This is a genomic window from Sphingomonas sp. CFBP8993, assembly GCF_034044895.1.
Taxonomy (GTDB): Bacteria; Pseudomonadota; Alphaproteobacteria; order Sphingomonadales; family Sphingomonadaceae; genus Sphingomonas.
In genome coordinates this window covers 253,243-271,860 of record NZ_JAXCWU010000003.1, presented here as the reverse complement: position 1 = coordinate 271,860, position 18,618 = coordinate 253,243, and the positions used below count along the sequence as shown (strand labels likewise).

The 18,618-nt window shown below is 66.6% G+C and carries 16 protein-coding genes; 5 read left to right on the top strand and 11 right to left on the bottom strand.

All coding sequences use genetic code 11. The features are described from left to right. Positions 1-3: 3 nt before the first annotated feature. Positions 4-393 carry a MerR family transcriptional regulator gene (locus tag SOM26_RS07510; RefSeq protein WP_320452100.1) on the top strand — a complete coding sequence of 130 codons (390 nt, stop codon included), beginning with the start codon at positions 4-6 and terminating at the stop codon, positions 391-393. 136 nt (positions 394-529) lie between these two features. Here the strand turns inward: SOM26_RS07510 and SOM26_RS07505 are convergent, their stop codons facing one another. The 3 genes from SOM26_RS07505 to SOM26_RS07495 are packed head-to-tail and all read right to left on the bottom strand — an operon-like array spanning position 530 to position 4,823. After that, on the bottom strand, positions 530-2,005 hold the full coding sequence (locus SOM26_RS07505; RefSeq protein ID WP_320452363.1) for an efflux transporter outer membrane subunit: 1,476 nt from the start codon (positions 2,003-2,005) through the stop codon (positions 530-532). 8 nt (positions 2,006-2,013) lie between these two features. Next, complete coding sequence (locus SOM26_RS07500; protein WP_414712028.1) at positions 2,014-3,630, bottom strand: MDR family MFS transporter; 1,617 nt, start codon at positions 3,628-3,630, stop codon at positions 2,014-2,016. After that, entirely contained in the window at positions 3,627-4,823 is a 1,197-nt protein-coding gene (locus SOM26_RS07495) for an HlyD family secretion protein (protein ID WP_414712027.1), read from the bottom strand. Before SOM26_RS07495 ends, SOM26_RS07500 begins: the two co-directional genes overlap by 4 nt. Positions 4,824-4,919: 96 nt before the next feature. Between SOM26_RS07495 and SOM26_RS07490 the strand changes: the two genes are divergently transcribed. Beyond that, the gene (locus tag SOM26_RS07490) at positions 4,920-5,378 is read left to right on the top strand and encodes a MarR family winged helix-turn-helix transcriptional regulator (RefSeq protein ID WP_320452099.1); all 459 of its coding nucleotides are present in this window, start codon (positions 4,920-4,922) and stop codon (positions 5,376-5,378) included. Between the two features lie 72 nt (positions 5,379-5,450). Here SOM26_RS07490 and SOM26_RS07485 read toward each other — a convergent pair whose 3' ends face one another. From SOM26_RS07485 to SOM26_RS07475, 3 genes are all read right to left on the bottom strand, one after another. Continuing rightward, positions 5,451-5,930: a response regulator gene (locus tag SOM26_RS07485; protein WP_320452098.1), complete on the bottom strand. Its 480-nt coding sequence runs from the start codon at positions 5,928-5,930 to the stop codon at positions 5,451-5,453. Then, positions 5,890-7,041 carry a GAF domain-containing protein gene (locus SOM26_RS07480; protein ID WP_320452097.1) on the bottom strand — a complete coding sequence of 384 codons (1,152 nt, stop codon included), beginning with the start codon at positions 7,039-7,041 and terminating at the stop codon, positions 5,890-5,892. The genes SOM26_RS07485 and SOM26_RS07480 overlap by 41 nt, the downstream gene beginning before the upstream one ends. 118 nt (positions 7,042-7,159) lie before the next feature. Beyond that, positions 7,160-9,136, bottom strand: a complete 1,977-nt coding sequence (locus SOM26_RS07475) for a CocE/NonD family hydrolase (RefSeq protein WP_320452096.1) — start codon at positions 9,134-9,136, stop codon at positions 7,160-7,162. Between the two features lie 217 nt (positions 9,137-9,353). On the opposite strand from SOM26_RS07475, the gene SOM26_RS07470 reads away from it, so the two are divergent. Together SOM26_RS07470 and SOM26_RS07465 are read left to right on the top strand one after the other, a co-directional pair. Then, entirely contained in the window at positions 9,354-10,061 is a 708-nt protein-coding gene (locus SOM26_RS07470; protein WP_320452095.1) for a FadR/GntR family transcriptional regulator, read from the top strand. Between the two features lie 143 nt (positions 10,062-10,204). Then, positions 10,205-10,855 (top strand): Npun_F0296 family exosortase-dependent surface protein, encoded by a 651-nt coding sequence (locus tag SOM26_RS07465; protein WP_320452094.1) that lies wholly within the window; start codon positions 10,205-10,207, stop codon positions 10,853-10,855. Between the two features lie 251 nt (positions 10,856-11,106). On the opposite strand, the gene SOM26_RS07460 is transcribed toward SOM26_RS07465, so the two are convergent. The 3 genes from SOM26_RS07460 to SOM26_RS07450 form a co-directional block, all read right to left on the bottom strand. After that, positions 11,107-13,347 (bottom strand): alpha-galactosidase, encoded by a 2,241-nt coding sequence (locus SOM26_RS07460; protein WP_320452093.1) that lies wholly within the window; start codon positions 13,345-13,347, stop codon positions 11,107-11,109. 66 nt (positions 13,348-13,413) lie between these two features. After that, positions 13,414-15,528 carry a TonB-dependent receptor gene (locus SOM26_RS07455; RefSeq protein WP_320452092.1) on the bottom strand — a complete coding sequence of 705 codons (2,115 nt, stop codon included), beginning with the start codon at positions 15,526-15,528 and terminating at the stop codon, positions 13,414-13,416. Between the two features lie 80 nt (positions 15,529-15,608). Further along, on the bottom strand, positions 15,609-16,853 hold the full coding sequence (locus SOM26_RS07450) for an NAD(P)/FAD-dependent oxidoreductase (RefSeq protein WP_320452091.1): 1,245 nt from the start codon (positions 16,851-16,853) through the stop codon (positions 15,609-15,611). 158 nt (positions 16,854-17,011) lie between these two features. On the opposite strand from SOM26_RS07450, the gene SOM26_RS07445 reads away from it, so the two are divergent. After that, the gene (locus SOM26_RS07445) at positions 17,012-17,227 is read left to right on the top strand and encodes a DUF4170 domain-containing protein (RefSeq protein WP_320452090.1); all 216 of its coding nucleotides are present in this window, start codon (positions 17,012-17,014) and stop codon (positions 17,225-17,227) included. 244 nt (positions 17,228-17,471) lie between these two features. Here SOM26_RS07445 and SOM26_RS07440 read toward each other — a convergent pair whose 3' ends face one another. Continuing rightward, a complete protein-coding gene (locus SOM26_RS07440) occupies positions 17,472-18,110 on the bottom strand; it encodes a rhomboid family intramembrane serine protease (protein WP_320452089.1) in 639 nt (212 codons plus the stop codon). 4 nt (positions 18,111-18,114) lie between these two features. Next, the gene (gene greA, locus SOM26_RS07435) at positions 18,115-18,591 is read right to left on the bottom strand and encodes a transcription elongation factor GreA (RefSeq protein ID WP_320452088.1); all 477 of its coding nucleotides are present in this window, start codon (positions 18,589-18,591) and stop codon (positions 18,115-18,117) included. Positions 18,592-18,618 lie beyond the last annotated feature (27 nt).

Sequence of the window (18,618 nt, the reverse complement as noted above, 5' to 3'; positions counted from 1 at the left end):
ACGGTGGGGGAAAACGAGGAGCTTCGCGGCATACAGGATGTCGCGAACAGCCTGGGCGTGACGACACGCACGCTGCGTTTCTATGAGGATCGCGGCCTGATCGAACCGCGCCGGGTCGGCACCGCGCGGGTTTACTCCAAGCGCGAGACGGGCCGGATGCAGTTGATCCTGCGGGGCAAACGGCTGGGCTTCTCGCTGCGCGAGATCGAGGAGTTCCTGCGGCTGTACGATGCCGATCCGCAGCATGTCGAACAGATGCGCGTGCTGGCCGAACGCTGCCGCGAGCGGGTCGACGAGCTGCGCCAGCAGATGACCGCGCTGGTCCAGACGGTCGACGAATTGGAGACGATCGAACGCGAAGCGCGCGAGCGGATCGCGAAGGCGGGGGTGTAACCGCATACTATTCCTCCCCTGCAAGGGGAGGTGGCAGTCCGCAGGACTGACGGAGGGGTGTCACCATCGGCGGGGACACCCCTCCACCAGCTTCGCTGGTCCCCCTCCCCTTACAGGGGAGGAAGAAATGCCAACCTTATGACTGCGGCGTACGCCAACCCAGGCCAAGCGCCTTTTGCAGCGCCACGTAATCGTTCGTCAGCCCGGCGACCGCCTGCGACAGCGACTGTTCCGCCGCGACCCGCTGCCGCTCGGCGTCGAGCGTATCGATCAGCGTCGCCGCGCCGGCCCTATAACGCTGCTGCATCAGCACCGCCGAGCGGTCCGCCGACGCCTTGGCCCGTGCCAGCGTCGCCACCGTGTTGCGCCGCGCCCGGAAGCGCGACAGCGAATCCTCGGCGTCGCGCAGCGCGGAAAGCACCGCGCCGCGATACTGCGCCTCCGCCTCGTCACGTGCGCCCTCGGCCTGGCCGACCCGCGCATTGGCGCGGCCGAAGTTCAGCACGTTCCACTGGAGCATCGGCGCGCCCAGCGTCACCAGATTGTCGAGATCGGTCAACGAGTCGAGCGAGGTGCCGCCGATGCCGATGATCCCCATCAGGTTCAGGCGCGGAAACTTCGCCGCCTCCGCCACGCCGATCCGCGCGGTCTGCGCGGCCAGGTTGCGCTCGGCGGCGCGGATGTCGGGGCGACGCTGAAGCAGGGCGGTGGGATCGCCGACAGCCACCTGTGCGGGGGGCAACGGCACCGGCGCGGCCTGGGTCAGTCGCTGGTCCAGCGTGCCCGGCGCCTCGCCGATCAGGATGGCGAGCGCATTGAGATAGGTCTCGACCGAGGATGACAGCGGCAGGATCTGCGCATCGGTGCTCTCCACCTGGTTGCGCAGCCGCTCCACCTCCAGTTGCGAGGCGGTGCCGTTGTTGAAGCGCTGGAGCGTCAGGTTCAACGTGTCGCGCTGCATCTTCGAGGCATCGCGTGCCAGGATCAACCGCTGCTGCGCATCGCGAAGCCCGATATAGGCTTGGGCGACATCGGCGCTGAGCGACACCTGAGCGTCGGCGACATTGGCCTCCGCCGCCGCCGCGCTGGCCCGTGCCGCCTCGACCGTGCGGCGGCGGCCGCCGAACAGGTCGATCTCCCAACTGGCGTCGAAGCCCAGGTTGAAGAAGTCGACATTGGTGCCGCCACCCGACCCGCTGGCCGCGCCGCCATTGGCACCGCCCTGCCCGCTGCCCTGCTCACCGCCGCCGCCCAGATTCAACTCGGGCAGATTGGCGTGGAGATAGGTCGCGCTGGCATTGGCGTTGGGCGCCTGGTTGGCACGCTCCAGCCGCAGCGCGGAGCGGGCCTGCTTCAACCGCGCCTGTGCCACCGCCACGTTCGGATTGGACGCCAGCGCCCGCTCCTCCAGCCAGGTCAGCATCGGATCGTTCAGCGTCGTCCACCAGTCGGCGACCGCAGGCGCGGCGGTGGAAAGTGTGTTGTCCGCCCGCACGAACCCGGCGGGCGGGGTCGCGGCAGAGCCGATCGCCTTGGGCGGTCCGGCATAGTTCGGCCCGACGGTGCAGGCCCCCAGCAGGAGGAGCGGAATGAAGGAAAGCTGCTTGCGCATCATGGTTCTCAATGCATCGCCACCGGGCCGCCCTTGGGCAGCGGGCGGAGGAACAGGACAAGCGGCATCACCATTACGATGCCGACGCAAAGGATGAAGAACAGGTCGTTATAGGTCATGACCAGCGCCTGCTGGCGGATCGTGTTGCCGATCATGCGCAGCGCCGCGTCGTTGCTGCCGAATTGCTGGGTCAGCGAGTCGATCCAGCTCTGGGTCGAACCCGAATTGGCGGTCAGCGTTTCCTCCAGGCGACGTTCGTGCAGGAAGCTGCGCTGGTCCTGGACGGTCGCGATCCCGGCGAGCGCGAACGAGCCGCCCAGGTTGCGTGCCGCGCTGAACAGCCCGGCCGCGTCGCCTGCCTGCGATGGCGGCACCGACGAGATCGCCGCTTGGTTCAGGAACAACATGCCCAGGATCGTGCCGACGCCGCGCAAAAGCTGGCTGTCGGTGAACGAGCTGCCGGTGGAATCGGCGGTCAGCACCGTGTCGATGCCGGCACTCAGCGCCATGATGCCCAGCCCCAGCCCCACCGCGATACGGATGTCGACCTTCTTGATCAGGATCGGGGTGAAGGGCATCAGCATCAAGCTGGGGATGCCGCTCAGCAGCACGACCTTGCCCGCCTGGAACGCGTTATAGCCGGCGATCGAGGCCAGGAACTGCGGGATCACATAGGAGGTGCCGTAAAGCACCATGCCCAGCACGATGCCCATGATGACCACGCTGCCGAACTGGCGATCGAGCAGCAGCTTCAGCCGGATGACCGGGCGCGAGGCGACGAACTGCCCGGCGAACAACAGGCCGAAGCCGAAGATCGACAGCAGGGTCAGCTCGATGATCTCCCGCGACTCGAACCACTGCTCGCGCTGTCCTTCCTCCAGCACGACGGTCAGGCCGCCGAGGCCAAGCGCAAGGCCCGCAATGCCGAGCCAGTCGGCCTTGGCCAGCTCGGACAGATGCGGCTTCTGGTGCGGCAGGCCGACCAGCAGGAGCGTGACGAGCACCGCGCCGACGGGGATGTTCAGGAAGAAGGCATAGTGCCAGCTGACATTCTCGGTCAGCCAGCCGCCGATCAGCGGTCCCATCACGGGGCCTAGAATGGCGGTGACGCCGAAGAATGCGGTGCCGATCGGCTGTTGCTCGCGCGGCAACCGGGTGGCGATGATGGTCAGCGCGGTGGGGATCAGCGCGCCGCCGGTAATGCCCTGCCCCGCGCGCCCGATGATCATCATCGTCAGGTTCGTCGACAGCCCGCACACCACCGAAAAACCGGTGAACAGGATCGACGCGATCAGCAGGAAGGTGCGCAGACCCAGCAACCGCTCCAGCCAGGCGGAAAGCGGGATGATGATGATCTCGGCGACCAGATACGAGGTCGCGATCCACGTCCCCTCGGTCCCGCTCGCGCCGATTTCGCCCTGGATGGTCGGCAGCGCGGAGTTGACGATCGAGATGTCGAGCGTCGCCATCAGCGCGCCGATGCTGCCCGCCGCGACGGCGAGCCACGCGGTCAGGTCGGCTTTCTGAGGTGCGCCGCCCCGCTGTGCGGCCGGGGCCGCACCACCGCCTGCGCGGGAAGCCGAACCGGCCTTCGTGCCCCGGCCCGGGGCGGCGGCGGCGCTCACCGGCCCTGCGCCCCCTGCCGCGCCTCGTTATGCTGGTCCTGCTGCTCTGCGATATGCTTCAGCGCCCCCTTGGCCGAGCGGGTGTCCACCGTCACCTCGACCGACATGCCCGGCACCATCAATGCGCGGGTCTGCGCATCGGCATCGACCGCGATGCGGACGGGCACGCGCTGCACGATCTTGGTGAAGTTGCCGGTCGCGTTCTGCGGCGGCAGCAGCGAGAATTGTGCACCGGTGCCCGGCGCCACGCTCTCGACATGGCCCTTGATCTCGACACCGGGCAGCGCGTCGACCTCGATCTTTACCGGCTGGCCGGGACGCATCAGGCCAAGCTGCGTCTCCTTGAAGTTCGCGCTGATGTAAAGCTGGCTGACCGGCACGATCGACATGGTGCGGGTGCCCGCCTGGACGAACTGGCCGATCCGCACCGTCTTGTTACCGACCCGGCCCGCGATCGAGGCGCGGATGGTGGTCGAGCCCAGATTGGACTCGGCGGCATCAAGCTGCGCCTTTGCGGCCTGCCCCTGCGAGCGGGCCTGATCGACCTGCGCGTCCAGCGTGCCGATGCGGCGACGCGCGGCGGACAAAGCGGCGGTGGCGCTCGAAACCTTGGCGGCGGCCTGACGCGCCTGGTTCTGCAACTGCGACAACCGCTCGCGGCTTTCGGCGCCCGATGCGGCGAGCGGGGTGTAGCGCACCACTTCTGCCCGCGCGAAGGCGGCATCGCTCTGCGCGGCGCGGAGGTCCGCCTCGGCGCTGTCGATCGCGGCCTGCTGTTCCTTGATCTGCGCCTGAACGCCCTCGGCATTGGCGCGGGCGACACCGATCTGCGCCTGAATCTGCGCGGTCTGCGCGCGATAGTCGCGGGTGTCGATCTGGAGCAGCGGCTGGCCCGCCTGGACGTTCTGGTTCTCGCCGACGAAGACCTTGTCGACATAGCCCGACACCTTGGGCGCGACGGTGACCGCATCCGCCTGGATGAAGGCGTCGTTGGTGGTCTGCATATACTGGCCGACGCTCTTGTAGTTCGCGTACCAGAACACGCCGCCGATCACCGCGACGGCCGCGACGACCAGCAGGATGATACGGATGCGCCGCTTCTTGGACGGCGATACGGGGGCCTTGTCCTCGCCCATGTCCGCGTCGCCCGCGTTCGCGTCCTGCCCCTCATGCACTTGGTTTGCGTCGGCCACACCGGCCTCCCTGTCGATGGAATCAAAAGAACTGGATGGTGCATTTGCTCGCACTTGCACAATAAGGCAAGACCATTTATTGAGTTACCTCATATTATGCTCGACATCGATCAAATGGCCATTCGCTATGGCCGCATCTACATGCGCTTGCACCGCTTGCTGGACCGGCGCATGGCGGCCGAGGGCGCCTCGTTGGCGCGGACCAAGATGCTTCACCACATCGCGAACAACGCGCCGGTCCGCGCCGCCGACGTGGCCGAATGGTTCGACCTGGCGCCACGCACCGTGACCCAGGCGATCGACACGATGGAGCGCGACGCGCTGGTCGTGCGCGTGCCCGATCCGGCCGACCGGCGAGCCAAGCGGCTGGATATCACCGACAAAGGCCGCCAGGTGCTTCACCAGACCGAGCCGCTACGCCGCGAACTGGTCGAACAGGCGTTCAGCCTGTTGAGCGACGACGACACGATGCATTTCGCCCGCATCCTCGACCGGCTGGAACTGGCGATCGAAACGCGGATCGAGGGCGATACGGTGCCATACGCGGGAGCATGAAGGTCGCCATCTGGTCATCCCCAACCCCCTTTTCCCTTTGATCGCCGATCATCGCGCGCCGTCTGACGCCGTTTATCGAACCTCGTGATAGAATCGGAGCGCGGGCGGCGGATCGCTCGGCCGCCTGCCCAGCGCGGTCAGGTGCGCGGCACGGACGGCCGCGCCTAGGCTTCCGGCACGAAACGGTTTGGCGATGCAGCCGATGACGAGCGGATGGCCGCCATGTTCGGGGCAATTCCCGCTGAGGAAGACGCATGGGATACCGCGATCGGCCAGCAACTGCGCGGCGGTCAGGCCGCTGTCGCCATCGGCCAGCTTTACGTCGCACAGCGCCAGATCCGGTCGCTCCTCGTCCACCATCGCGATCGCGGCGGAGACGGTGTCGGCAATGCCCATGACCCGGTGACCATGAAGCGTCAGCGCATCCTCGACCAGCATGGCGACCAGCGCCTCATCCTCGATGATGATGAGGTTCAGCGGCGTTTCGTCGGCCTCGTCGTCACGCCTTGCCTCACCGTTGTGGGTGGCGATGCCCGTATTCTCTGCCGTCATGCGGCATGACCAAATTCAGGCACCCATCATCCTCGCTCGTCACGGTCGCACGGAGCTGGTGGCAAAGTCGCGCCAATAGCCGGTCATGTCCGACTAGATCGGCGATCCGCCCCCATCCAGTCGCCACGAACGAGATGCGCAGCATTTCGTTCCCGTCCTGTTGGTCGGTTGTAAAAACGATTGCAGGAATCGTGTCCGCCTTCGTCATCAGCGTGTCGAGCAACAGCGCGGCCGCCACCGCGCGCTCGATCGGCACGGCGACCGGGCCGTCGGCGACGACGGTGGCGTCGGGGCCATCCCCCTGCGCCTGGCCGATGACGTCGCCGAACAGCGCGGTCAGGTCGACCAGGCCGGGATCGGCGGTGGCGTAGAGCGGGCGGTGTGCGCTCGCCAGAACCTGCAATCGCTCCGCCGCGCGGAACAGCGCGAAGCGTGTCTCGGGTATGTCGGCCTGTCGCCCCTCATGCGACACCAGCCCGATCGCGATCTGGAGCGCGTTGCGCACCCGGTGGTTCAGTTCGGCCAGCAACCGCGCCTGCGTGTCGATACCACGGCGCAACGCCTCCTCGATGCGCAGCCGGTGCTGCGCCAGCGCGGTATAATGGCACAACAGCGACAGCAGCCGCCGCTCATCCTCGGCAAAGGGCCCCGCGCTACGACGCCCGAAACCCAGCGTGCCGAGCAGTTCCTCGCCGTGCAGAAGCGGCATGCACAGATAGACATCGACCCCCAGCATCCGCACGAACGCGGTCTGTGCGTCGTCGCCTTGCTGGATTTGCGAAAAATGCAGCGGCCGTCGGTCGCGCATCACCTGCCCGCTGACCGAGCCCTCGACGTCGAGGGCGGCGGCGGCCTGTCGTTCGGCACGGGTCAGTCCGCCCGACGTCTCCAGCCGGGCCACCTCGCCATCACGTCGAAAATGGAAGAATACGTCGAGGCGCAGTTCGTCGCGGATCAGCGCGAACAACGAATCGATCATCGCGCCGGGGTCGTCGGCCGCCATCAGCCGTTCGGTCGCCGCCGTCACCAGCGCCAGGTAGCGACGCGCATCGGCGGGATCGACGCCGACCTCCGCCATCGCATCGCCGGTCAGCGGCAACGATGGGGACAAGGAAGGCGATAGCGTCACGAGTCACACGATAACGCCACGGACCCGCCACTCCAAGCGCTTTGCGCCCGGCCCCGTTTCGAGAGGCGGAAGGAGGAATCCCCCCTCCCGCCCCGGTTCGTCAGCGGGCGATCACCGCCGACTGGTCGACCGGCACCACCGGCAACCAGACGCGGCTGGCATTGGTGCCGCCGCGCTCCAGCGTGATCGTCGCCTTCTTGTAATCGCTCGCCTTGGCCGTGAAGATGTTGGGCACGAAGGTCTGCGGGTTGCGATCATAGAGCGGGAACAGGCTGGACTGGACCTGGATCATGATCCGGTGCCCCGGCTGGAACACATGGTTCACCGTCGGCAGGCGGAACTTGTATTCCTGCACCTTGCCCGCCGGGATCGCGCTGGGGTTCGCAAAGCTGTTGCGATAACGGCCGCGAAAGATGTCCAGGCTGATCGGCAACTCATAGCCGCCCATCTTGGGATCGATCGCGTTTTCCGGCGGCAGGACGTCGATGATCTTCACCACGAAGTCGCCATCGGTCCCGGTCGTGCGCGCGAACAGATCGGCGATCGGCGCACCCGACACGCGCACCGCCTTGGTCAGGACCGGCGTCGTATAGGTCACCACGTCGGCGCGGCCATCGACATGGCGCTGGTCGCTGACCAGCCAGTCACCCCAGCGGCCATCACCGAAATTGACCGGCCGCGACAGGTGCGGGACCGGGTTGGCGGGGTCGGAGACATAGGCGTCCTGCCCTGCGCCCGGCTTGTCGAAGCTGAGCCCCTTGTCCTCGGCCAAGTACAAAGGCGTCAGCGGCGTCGCACAGCCACTCTGGCAGGCGAGCGGCCACTGGGTCAGCTTGTCCCAGTGATTTTCGCCGGTGTTGTAGATCGCGGCGCTGGGCAGGTTCGCGGCCGGACCGTCCTTCAGATACTGGTTGAACAGCGGCAGGACCATGTCCTGGCGGAACTGCTTGGCGGTGTCGCCATCCCACTGGAACGGGCCCAGGCTGGTGCCGGTCCGGTTGATCTGGCTGTGCCGCCACGGGCCCATCACCAAGAAATTATTGCCCAGCTTGCCCTTGGCCTTCAACGTTTCCCAGGACGTGATCGCACCATACATGTCCTCCTGGTCCCACAGCCCCTGTTCCCAGATGGTCGGCACGTTGGAGGGGTTGGCCGCCAGCAGCTTGTCGAGCGCCTGGCCCTGCCAGTAAAAGTCATAAGCCGGATGCTGCACCACACGCTGCCACATGGGCAGCTGGTCGTAACCCGACTTTTTGGCCCAGTCGTTCGCCGAGCCGTAGCGGAAATTCTCGTAATCGTCATAGCCGCCGCTCGACGGTGCGGTGCCCGGCCCCTTGTAGCCGGTCTGCGATCCGATCCAGCCGATATTGGCAAGACGGAACGCGCCATAATGGAACCAGTCGTCGCCCATCCAGCCGTCGATCATCGGGCTTTCGGGCGCGGCGACTTTCAGCGCGGGATGCGGGTTCAGCAGCGCCATGACGACGGTGAAGCCCTCATAGGACGAACCGATCATGCCGACGCGGCCGTTCGACTCCGGCACGTTCGCCTTGTTCACCAGCCAGTCGATCGTGTCATAGGCGTCGGTGACATGGTCGACCTTGGTCGCGTTCAACGGGCCGATGACCGGACGCGTCACGACATAGTCGCCTTCCGAGCCGTATTTGCCGCGAATGTCCTGATAGACGCGGATATAGCCCGCCTTCACGAACTCCTCGTCGGCCAGCGGCAACGCCTCGATCATCTTCGTGCTGTCCGACCGCTTGGCCCGGCCCGCCGCATTATAGGGGGTGCGGGTCAGCACGATCGGGGCGTTCACCGCGCCCTTGGGTGCTACGATCACCGTGTACAGCTTCACCCCGTCGCGCATCGGGATCATCACCTCGCGCTTGACGTAATCGCGCTCGGCGATGTTCGTCGGGGGGGTGAACTTGGCGGGAATGTCGCTGACCGTGGAATCGGTGACGACGCGGACCGGCGCGGTGGTGCCGGGCGCTTGCTGCGCGGTGGCCGCGCCGGCTATGGGGGGCAGGACCGCGAGCGCGCTCGCGGCAAGCATCAGGTTACGAACGTTCATGAAAACGGATCCCCCTCTTGGATCGGTTGATGCGGCCATCGTGCCGCGACACGGGGTCCAGGGCAACTGGCGGATTACGCATGATACATAGTAACATCGCGAGCACAAGCCGGTCGTGATCGTATCCCTCCGCTTTCCTTTCGGCGCGTGCCTCCATAGATAGGTCAGACAAACACCATGGGGCAGCAGCCCCGGCGACCGGGGAGGAACCCACCGAGTGACCACCTTGCAGCGACGCGGACCCGCCCATAGCGCCCTGGCGCGGGACATCGGTGTCGCCATCGTGACCGGCCGTATTCCCACCGGATCGACCCTGCCGGGCGAGGTCGAGATCGCCGAACAGCGCGGCCTTTCCCGATCGGTGGTGCGCGAGGCGCTGCGTATGTTGTCGGCCAAGGGGCTGGTGGTCAGCAAGCCCAAGGCGGGCACGCGGGTGCGCGAGCGGCTGGAATGGAACCTGCTCGACCCTGAACTCCTCGCCTGGATGTTCGAGGGCGAACCGCCTGCGGGCTTCGTCCAGAGCCTGTTCCAGCTCCGCCTGATCGTCGAGCCGGCCGCCGCCGAACTCGCCGCCGTCAAGCGCGACACGCGCCAGCTGTCCCGCATGGGTGCGGCCCTGGAGGCGATGGGCGAACATGGCCTCCATACCGAACAGGGCCGCGCCGCCGACCAGTTGTTCCACAACATCATCCTGGAGGCGACGGCCAACGAGTTGCTGATCAGTCTGTCGGGCAGCATCGGCGCGGCGGTCCGCTGGACGACGCTGTACAAGCATCGCAGCGCCAAGCTGCCACGCGACTCCATGCCCGAGCACCGCCACCTGTTCGCCGCCATCGCCGATGCCGACGCCGCGGCGGCGCGTGCGGCCACCATCGTGCTGGTCGAACAGGCCCGCGAGGATACCGAACGCGCGCTGGCGCGATGATCCGGTCGATTCCGGTCGCGGGTTCCCCGGCAAATGTCTCACATCGAAACGCGTGGCACAGCACTTCTGCCTTGAAAGCTTTTGGCGAAACATCCGCCAGGCGCTAGATCGAATGCAGCACAGGGCATTTCGCAGAGGGTGATATGAAGAAGATGATTTTCGGCGCGATGGCTGCCATCGCAACGCTGGCCGCCACGCCGGCTTTTGCGGGCGTCACGTCGACCTCATATCTCACGCCCCCGACCTATGCGTCGGACACCACGCTGATCGACTTCACGAACGGGATCCCTGCGGGCTTTTCGCTGAACGGCGGCTCGATCCTGAACGACTCGACCTCGACCGGCTCCTACCAGGGTGCGCTGATGCCCGCCGGTGGCAGCGGCAACTATCTCGCCGTCGGCAAGACCATGGGTTCGCCGGCTCTGCTGAAGGGAACCGGCTCGATCGGTTGGGGCGGGGTCAGCCTGCTCTGGGGTTCGATCGACACGTTCAACTCGCTCGACGTGCTCGACACGCTGGGCAATGTGCTGGCGACGATCACCGGCTCGACCATCCCGAACGGCTCGGCGGGCGACAACCGCTACGTCACCTATACGGTGGATGCGAACACCGGACGCCAGATCGGCGGCCTTCGCTTCTCGTCGCCGACCGACGCGTTCGAAGTCGACAACATCGCCTTCTCGCGCCCGACCTCGGTGCCGGAGCCGGGCACGATCGCGCTGTTCGGCCTCGCGATCCTGGGCCTGGCCATGTTGCGCGCCCGCAAGATGAAGGCTCAGCCGCTGGCGCAGTAATGCGGTTCTGATCCGATCAGGACTAAAGGGCGAGAACCGCAGGGTTCTCGCCCTTTTTGCGTCATGCCGTCCGCCGAGCACGGCGGCTGCTCACGACAGCAGCGTGGACGGGCGATTTGCACCCGACGCTCGCTCCACCACCTCCGCAGCCCGAATGGTCGCGCACGGCTGGTTGGCAGCGGCGCTTCCTCCGGCGTGACGGCCCCCGCCAGAAGCGGACAGGCCACCACGCCCGGCTTCATGCCCTTCAATCAGCTCACCGCCTCGAACACGAAGGCCGTCCCGACGAAATCGCCCTTCAGCGGCGCACGCAGGCCGCGGTTCATCCAGTAAGCGCCCGACGCCCGCTCCGGCACACCGGCAGGCCTGGCCGAACCGTCGAGCATCCGCACCGCATAGGTCCGCGCCGGGTCCAGCCCCTGCGCATGGATGGCGGCCGGATTGTCGCGCCACATCGAAGAATGCAGCATCTGGAACAGCACCGCCTGGCGCTTGTCCTGCCCGACATACATGGTGGCCGCGGTCGCATTGTCACCGGTCGGCGATTCCAGCCGATAGAGCGCACCGCGCTGCACCGTCTGGCGGATGGTCTTGTACGCCGCCACCCATTTGCGAGCGGTCGCGAAGTCGGCGTCAGCCCATTTGTCGAGGTTCGCCCCGATGCCCAGCCCACCCTGCATCGACGACAGGAAGCGATAGTCCAGGCTGGTGACGCGGGTGTTCGCCCAGTTGGGGCTGTCCGTAACCCAGGCGATCATGACCGCCACCGGATAGGCGCGGGTAAAGCCGTCCTGGATGGTCAGCCGGTCCGCCGGGTCGGTATTGTCCGATGGCCAGACCTCGTCGGTCAGCCCGATGATTCCCAGGTCAACGCGACCGCCACCACCCGAACAGGCTTCGATCTCCAGCCTGGGGTGCCGCCGCCGCAGTTCGGACAGGATATAATAGAGGTTGCGGACATATTCGACATAGACACGCTGCTGGTCGGCGACCGGCTGCTCCGGCCAGCCCGCCTCGGTCCAGTTGCGGTTATAGTCCCACTTCAGGAAGGCGATGTCGTTCTCGCTGACCAGCTTGTCGAGTACGGTCAGCAGGTGGTCGCGCACATCGGCGCGCGCCAGGTTGAGGACGACCTGGTTGCGCCCCTCGGTTCGCGGCCGGTCGGGGAAGTTCAGCACCCAGTCGGGATGCGCGCGGTACAGGTCGCTGTCGACATTGACCATCTCGGGCTCGACCCACAGGCCGAAGTCCATGCCCAGCCCCTTCACCCGGTCGATCAAGGGTTTCATGCCGTTCGGAAACTTGGTCGGGTTGACGGTCCAGTCGCCCAGCCCCGCCTTGTCGCTGTTGCGCGCGCCGAACCAGCCGTCATCGACCACGAACCGCTCGACGCCGATCTTCGCCGCCTTTTCGGCCAGCGCCATCTGCCCCGCCTCGGTCACGTCGAAGGCGGTTGCCTCCCAGCTATTGTAGAGTACCGGCCGCAACCGCGCCTTGGTGCCGCGCGGCAGGATGTTGGCGACCTCGAAATCATGGAAGGTCCGCGATGCCCCGCCCAGGCCGCCATTCGAATAGCCCGCATAGAAGATCGGCGTGTCGAGCGTCTCGCCGGGCTTCAGCGTCCAGGAAAAATCATACGGATTGTATCCGCCCGCGATCCGCACCCGACCCAGATTGTCCGACGCCACGGTGATCCGGAACGATCCCGACCAGGCGAGCGCCCCATACCAGACGGGGCCATGCTCCTCGCTGGTCAGCCCTTCGCGGCCGATCGCGAACCACGGATTGTTGCCATGCCCGGTCGATCCGCGACGGCTTTCCAGCACGGTTTCGGCCGCCTCGACCGGCACCGTCTTCTGCGTCCATTCGGCGGCATGGCGGCCGGTCAGATAATGGAGCCGATAGTCATCGCCGACCGGCAGCGAGAGGACCGCCGCCGCCAGCTGGTCGACGCGCACCGGCCTTGCGTCGCCATTGCGTACCCTGGCCGAGCGGGCGACGATCCCGGTGGCGGGATCGATCGTGTAGGTCAGCGTGACGAACAGCGGACGGCGGATATCGGCAAGCTCGACGGTCAGCGTCTCGCCACTGGTGCGGTGGCTGCGATATTTCAGCACGAGGTCGCGATTGCCGTCGGCGAATAGCGCCTTGACGCCAGGCTCGCTGACCAGCCCCTCACCCTGTCCCGGATATTCCTGAAGCGTGACCGACCCGGCGGGGTCGAAGCCGGACAACTCGCCCGGTGCCTTCAGCACGACGGGATCGCCCGTCTTGACCGGATCGCCGGAGATCAGCGGATCGCCGTCCGCCAGCGCCGCCCCCCAGTAGAGCGGCTGGAGATAGCCCTTCTCATCCACCCCCATGGCATAGGTGACGCCGCCGCCATCCAGGCGAAAGACCTTCGCTCCCGCGGGCGCCGTCACCTTTGCTAGGGCCGGGGTGGCCAGCGCGACGACCGCCGCCCCCGCCAGAATCGCGTTCCGCCAGCGCATCAAACTCTCCTGCAAACCTTTGCATTAGGTCTGACATACTGCGCTGGCGAAGCGCAAGGGCTTGTTTCAAAAGGCGACGCGCGCCGATACCCGCACCGTGCGCGGCGCGCCGGGATAGACCCAAACGGTGCTGTACGAACTCATCGCGTAATCGACGTCGAACAGATTGTCCGCCTCGGCCCGGACGGTCAGTGCGGGCGTCACGCCGATCTCCCCGGCGATCTTGGCCTTCGTATAGGCGGGCAGCCTGAGGCCGCTGGTGTCGATCGCGCCCGCACGGTCGCCGACATAGGTGGCCCCGGCCGAAACCGACCATTCGGTTCCCCATCCGGTCGGATAGCGCCCCACCGCCAGCAGCGTGCCCGAATGCTTGGCGACGTTGAGCACGTCGGGCGTGGCAAAGGTCCGGTCGTCCGCGCGCGCATCGATATAGGCATAGTTGGCGACGACCTGCCACCGCTTGGCGATGTCCATCGAGGCGTCCAGCTCGACACCCCGGCTCTTCAGCGAACCGACCGGCGCGTTGTAGCTGGCATTGACCGGATCGGTGGTCAGGATCCCCTGCTTCTCGATATCGAAATAGGTCGCGGCGACATTGATCCCCGGCCAGCGCCCGGCGACACCCAGTTCATAGCCGCGCGCTTCTTCCGGTCCGAATGCCGCGCCTTCGGGATTGCTGGCGGTCGGTCGTCCGCTGCCCGAGTTGAGCAGGAAGGACTCGCCCCAATTCGCATGGACCGCCACCGTGTCGGTCACGCGGTAGCGCGCGCCGACCCGGAACTTGACCGGATCGCCCGTGGCCCGCGTGACCAGCCCGGTCAGGTTGCGCCGTAGCTGCTGGCGATACAGGTCGTAGCGCACGCCGCCGGTCACGGTCAGCCGGTCGGTGATGTCCCACATATCCTGTGCGTAGACGGTGCCCGACGCGCGGGTCTCGGTCTGGTTCAGGAACGGCAACAGCGTCGGCTGTGGCCCGTCATAGACCGGATCGAACACGTCGATCGCATAGGGGTTGGCGGCGCTGGGGTTGCGACGGCGCAGCAACTCGAGATAGCGTAGCGTATAGCCCTTCACCCCGATGCTGGGATGATGGACGCCGGCCGCGTCGAAGCGCCCGGCCAGCTCGATCCGGGCCGCCAGATCCTCGGACTCGTAACCGCGCTCGCGCCGCTGCCGCCAGAGGGTGCGGTTGTCGACCAGGCGCGACTGGTCGCTCGAAAAGCCGCGCAGCGTCGCATAGCGCCACACCACGCCGCCGTTCAGCGACCACTCGCCGCCCAGCGCCTGCTCGCCGGTCAGTTGCAGCCGGGTGTTGCGCGCCCGCGTCACGCCGTCGTTCGGCTCGCCGTAGAAGCGGTTATAGGGCACGGCCAGAGCGTCACCCCGGACCGCGGGCACGCCCCGGTCGAAAGCGGAGTCGAACGTCGTATATTCGGCAAGCGCGGTCAGCTTGGTGCCGTCCGCCGGGGCCCAGGTCAGCGAGGGGGAGACGACACGGCGCGACGGGTTGGTAAAGTCGCGATAGCCGTCCGAATCCTCCGCTGCGACGACGATCCGCCCTGCCAGCGTCGAGGACAGCGGCCCGGTCACGTCCAGCTCGCCACGCCGCGTGTTGAACGATCCGTAGAGCAGCGTCGCGTTGACCGCCGAGGTGAAGCGCGGCGTCTTCGACACGATATTGACGCGGCCCGCCGGGTCGATGTCGCCGAACACGGCGCCCGCCGGGCCCTTCAGCACCTCGATCCGCTCGGTCGTCGCCGGATCGCGCGGCGGGGCCAGGCCGCGATTGGCGAGGAAGCCGTCGATATAATATTCCGCCCCGCCGTCCGGCGTGCCCAGAAAGCCGCGGATCGCGAAATTGTCGAGGAAACCGCCGCGATTATTCTGCTGGCTGACCCCGCTGAACAGTTCCAGCGCGTCGGACAGGCGATAGGTGCCGTTGGCGACCAGCAGGTCGCGCTCCAGCGACCGGCTCGATTGCGACATGCGCCGGGTCAACAGATCCGAGCCCAGCGTCGAATCCCGATCCGATCGCGTTCCCAGCACGACGATATCGCCGTGATCGTCCGGCACCGTGTCGCGGGCTTGCTCCTGCTGGGCAAGCGCCGGTGTCGCCAGCATCAACAAGGCGAGCGCCGAAGACGTCAGCCGAAACCCCCTCGGCATGATAAAGATGGACATGCATTTCTCCCGTGGGGGGGGCGCATATCGCCACAATCGGTATGTTACAACATCTCTGTTTGCGTACAGGAACCCTGGCGTCAGTCCGCAGGCCAGAGCGTTTTCAGCGGCCGGGCGGCATCGGCCAGCGCTTCCTCGGGGATCATCGCCGCGCCCGCCACCAACGCCTTGCCCTGCACGAAGTCGCGCATCGCATTGACGCAGTCGAGCGCGATGACGCGCCCCTGCCGCAGATAGACGATCGAGAAGCTGCGCGTTGCCGGATCGCCGCGCAGGATCGCCCGGTCATGGCCGCTCGACAGGCCGACCGTCTGCAGCTTCAGGTCATACTGGTTCGACCAGAACCACGGCACCGAATGATAGGCCACGTCGCGCCCGACGATCGTGCGCGCGACGACGGTCGCCTGGTCGTTGGCGTTCTGCACCGATTCCAGGCGGATCACCGCGCCGTCCGCAAAGTCGTTGGCGTGCGCCGCGCAGTCGCCGATCGCAAAGACATGCTCCAGGCTGGTACGCCCCTGCGCATCGACCAGCACGCCATTGTCACCGGCGGCCCCGGCGGCGATCAATGGCGCGACGGCGGGTATGATGCCGATACCGACGATCGCCATCTGCGCCGGGATGACCGTCCCATCGGCCAGCCGCACCCCGGTCACGCGCCCCTGCCCCTCGATACAGGTCACGCTGTCGTTCAGCCGGACGGTGACGCCGTGCGCGCGGTGCTCGTCCTCGTAGAAGCGCGACAGCGCCTCGCCCGCCACCCGTGCGAGCACCCGGTCCTGCGCCTCGACGATGGTCACCGCCTTGCCGAACTTGGTCAGCACGGCTGCGGCCTCCAGCCCGATATAGCCGCCGCCGATCACCACCACCTCGCGGACCGAAGGCAGCTCGGCGATCAGCCGGTCGACATCGGCGCGGGTGCGGACCGAATGGACGCCCACCAGGTCGTGCCCGTCGCACGACAGCCGCCGCGCATGGCCCCCGGCTGCCCAGATCAGCCGATCATAGGCGATCACCGCGCCCGCATCGCTCGTGACGCATCGCGCCTCGGCATCGACCGCGACGATCCGCTCTCCCAGCCGCAGCGCGACGTCGCGCTCGGCCCAGAAGCGTTCGGGGCGGATCAGCAACCGCTCGAACGGCTTGTCGCCCGCCAGATATTCCTTGGACAGCGGCGGCCGCTCATAGGGCGCGAACGCTTCCTCGCCGATCAGGGCGATGGTTCCGCCGAACCCCTCCTGCCGCAACGCGATCGCGGCCTGCGCGCCCGCATGACCGGTGCCGACGATGACGATGTCGTAAGACGAAACATGCTCATGGGTCATGCCGCCCTCCCTAGGATGGAATGGCGACACCTGCCAATCGCCATGACCCAAAGGATTATGAGCCAAATCACCATGACAAAGCGTGGCCGAGGCGAAACAGCGTCTTCAATCGCACGACGCTTGCCGCTAGGGAACGGAGCAAATCCTCAGGAGACACCATGAGCAAGCTGCACCTCGTGTTCGGCGGCCGCGTCAGCGATCCGCAGACCCTCGACTTCGTCAACCCCGCCGAGCTGGAAGTGGTCGGCGTATTTCCGGACTATGCCAGCGCCGAAAAGGCATGGCGTGCCGCCGCACAGCGCACCGTCGACGATGCCGAAATGAAGTTCGTCGTGGTGCACCTGCACCGCCTGCTCGAGCCGACGCTGGGCTGATGTGTGGCCAGGCGAAGTCGGGGGCACGGCCTTCGACTTCGCTTTGGCGGAGTGGTAGGGCCACCCTGCCTCTCCACTCATTCGCCAAATCACCTACCCGCCGTTCACACCGAGCGAAGTCGAAGTGCACGGGTAGACGACTTGGGCCGGGCTTATCGCCCGCGTGAGGCCCCGCGTAGGGCTAGGTCCGGACGTGACCTTCGACGACGCTTAGGTTGAACGGAGGGTGGGGATGCGCCTCACCTCAGGCGTGACGATAGCGCCACAACAGCAACGGCTTGGCAAAGGCCAGCCCGGCGATGAAGCCGCCGATATGCGCGGCGACCGCGATCGCGCCCATCCCCATGCCGGCATAACCGAGCAACAGCTGGATGCCGATCCATCCCGCCGCCAGCCACAGGACATGGGTGAACTCGGCGGACAGCCCGGCAATACCCCTGGTCGCACGCCGCCGCCCGAACAGCAGCGCATAGGCCCCGACGATCGCCGAAATCGCGCCGCTCGCGCCGATCATCGGCATGGGTGAGCCCGGTTCGGGAAAATATTGCGCCATCGCCGCGGCATAAGCCCCGACGACATACAGCACCACAATCCCGCGCGAGCCCAGCGCGCGTTCGGTCTGCGCGCCGCAATAGACCAGCATCACGAGATTGAAGGCGATATGCGCGAACCCGCCATGGATCAGCGTCGCGCTCAGCGGGGTCAGCACGGTCGGCACCGCAAAGCCGAAATCGGGGGGCAACGCCGCGCCCTCGAAGCGCAGGGGGATGAAACCGCCCGCGACCGCCGCATCCGGCACCATGCCGGTCACTATGAGGATCAGCGACACGGCCGCCGTGACGACCGCAATGGCCGTAGTCGCCCGTGCCGCTGCCCAATTCATCGGATCAGATGAATTCGATCTTGTTGACGACGTAGTAGCGGTCGCCCGACGGCACCGTCACTTCGACCTCTTCGTCCAGCTTGCGCCCGATCAGCGCACGGCCGAGCGGCGAGTTGTAGCTGATCCGGCCGGTCTTGGCGTCCGCCTCTGTCTGGCCGACGATCTGATACTTGATCGGCTTGTCGTCCTCGTCGAGCAGCGTGACGGTCGCACCGAACACGATCTTGTCGCCCGACAGGTCCTTCGGGTCGATGATCTGCGCACGGCTCAGCTTGTCCTCGATGTCGGCGATCGTCGCCTCGACCTGGCCCTGCCGTTCCTTGGCCGCGTGATATTCGGCGTTTTCGGACAGGTCGCCGTGTGCACGCGCTTCCTCGATCGCGTCGACGATCAGCGGCCGCTCTTCTTTCAGACGCCGCAGATCCTGGGTGAGCTTGTCATAGCCCTCCTGGAGCATCGGCATCTTTTCGACGGTCGCCATATTCCTAGTCCCCAATTCCATACGCAT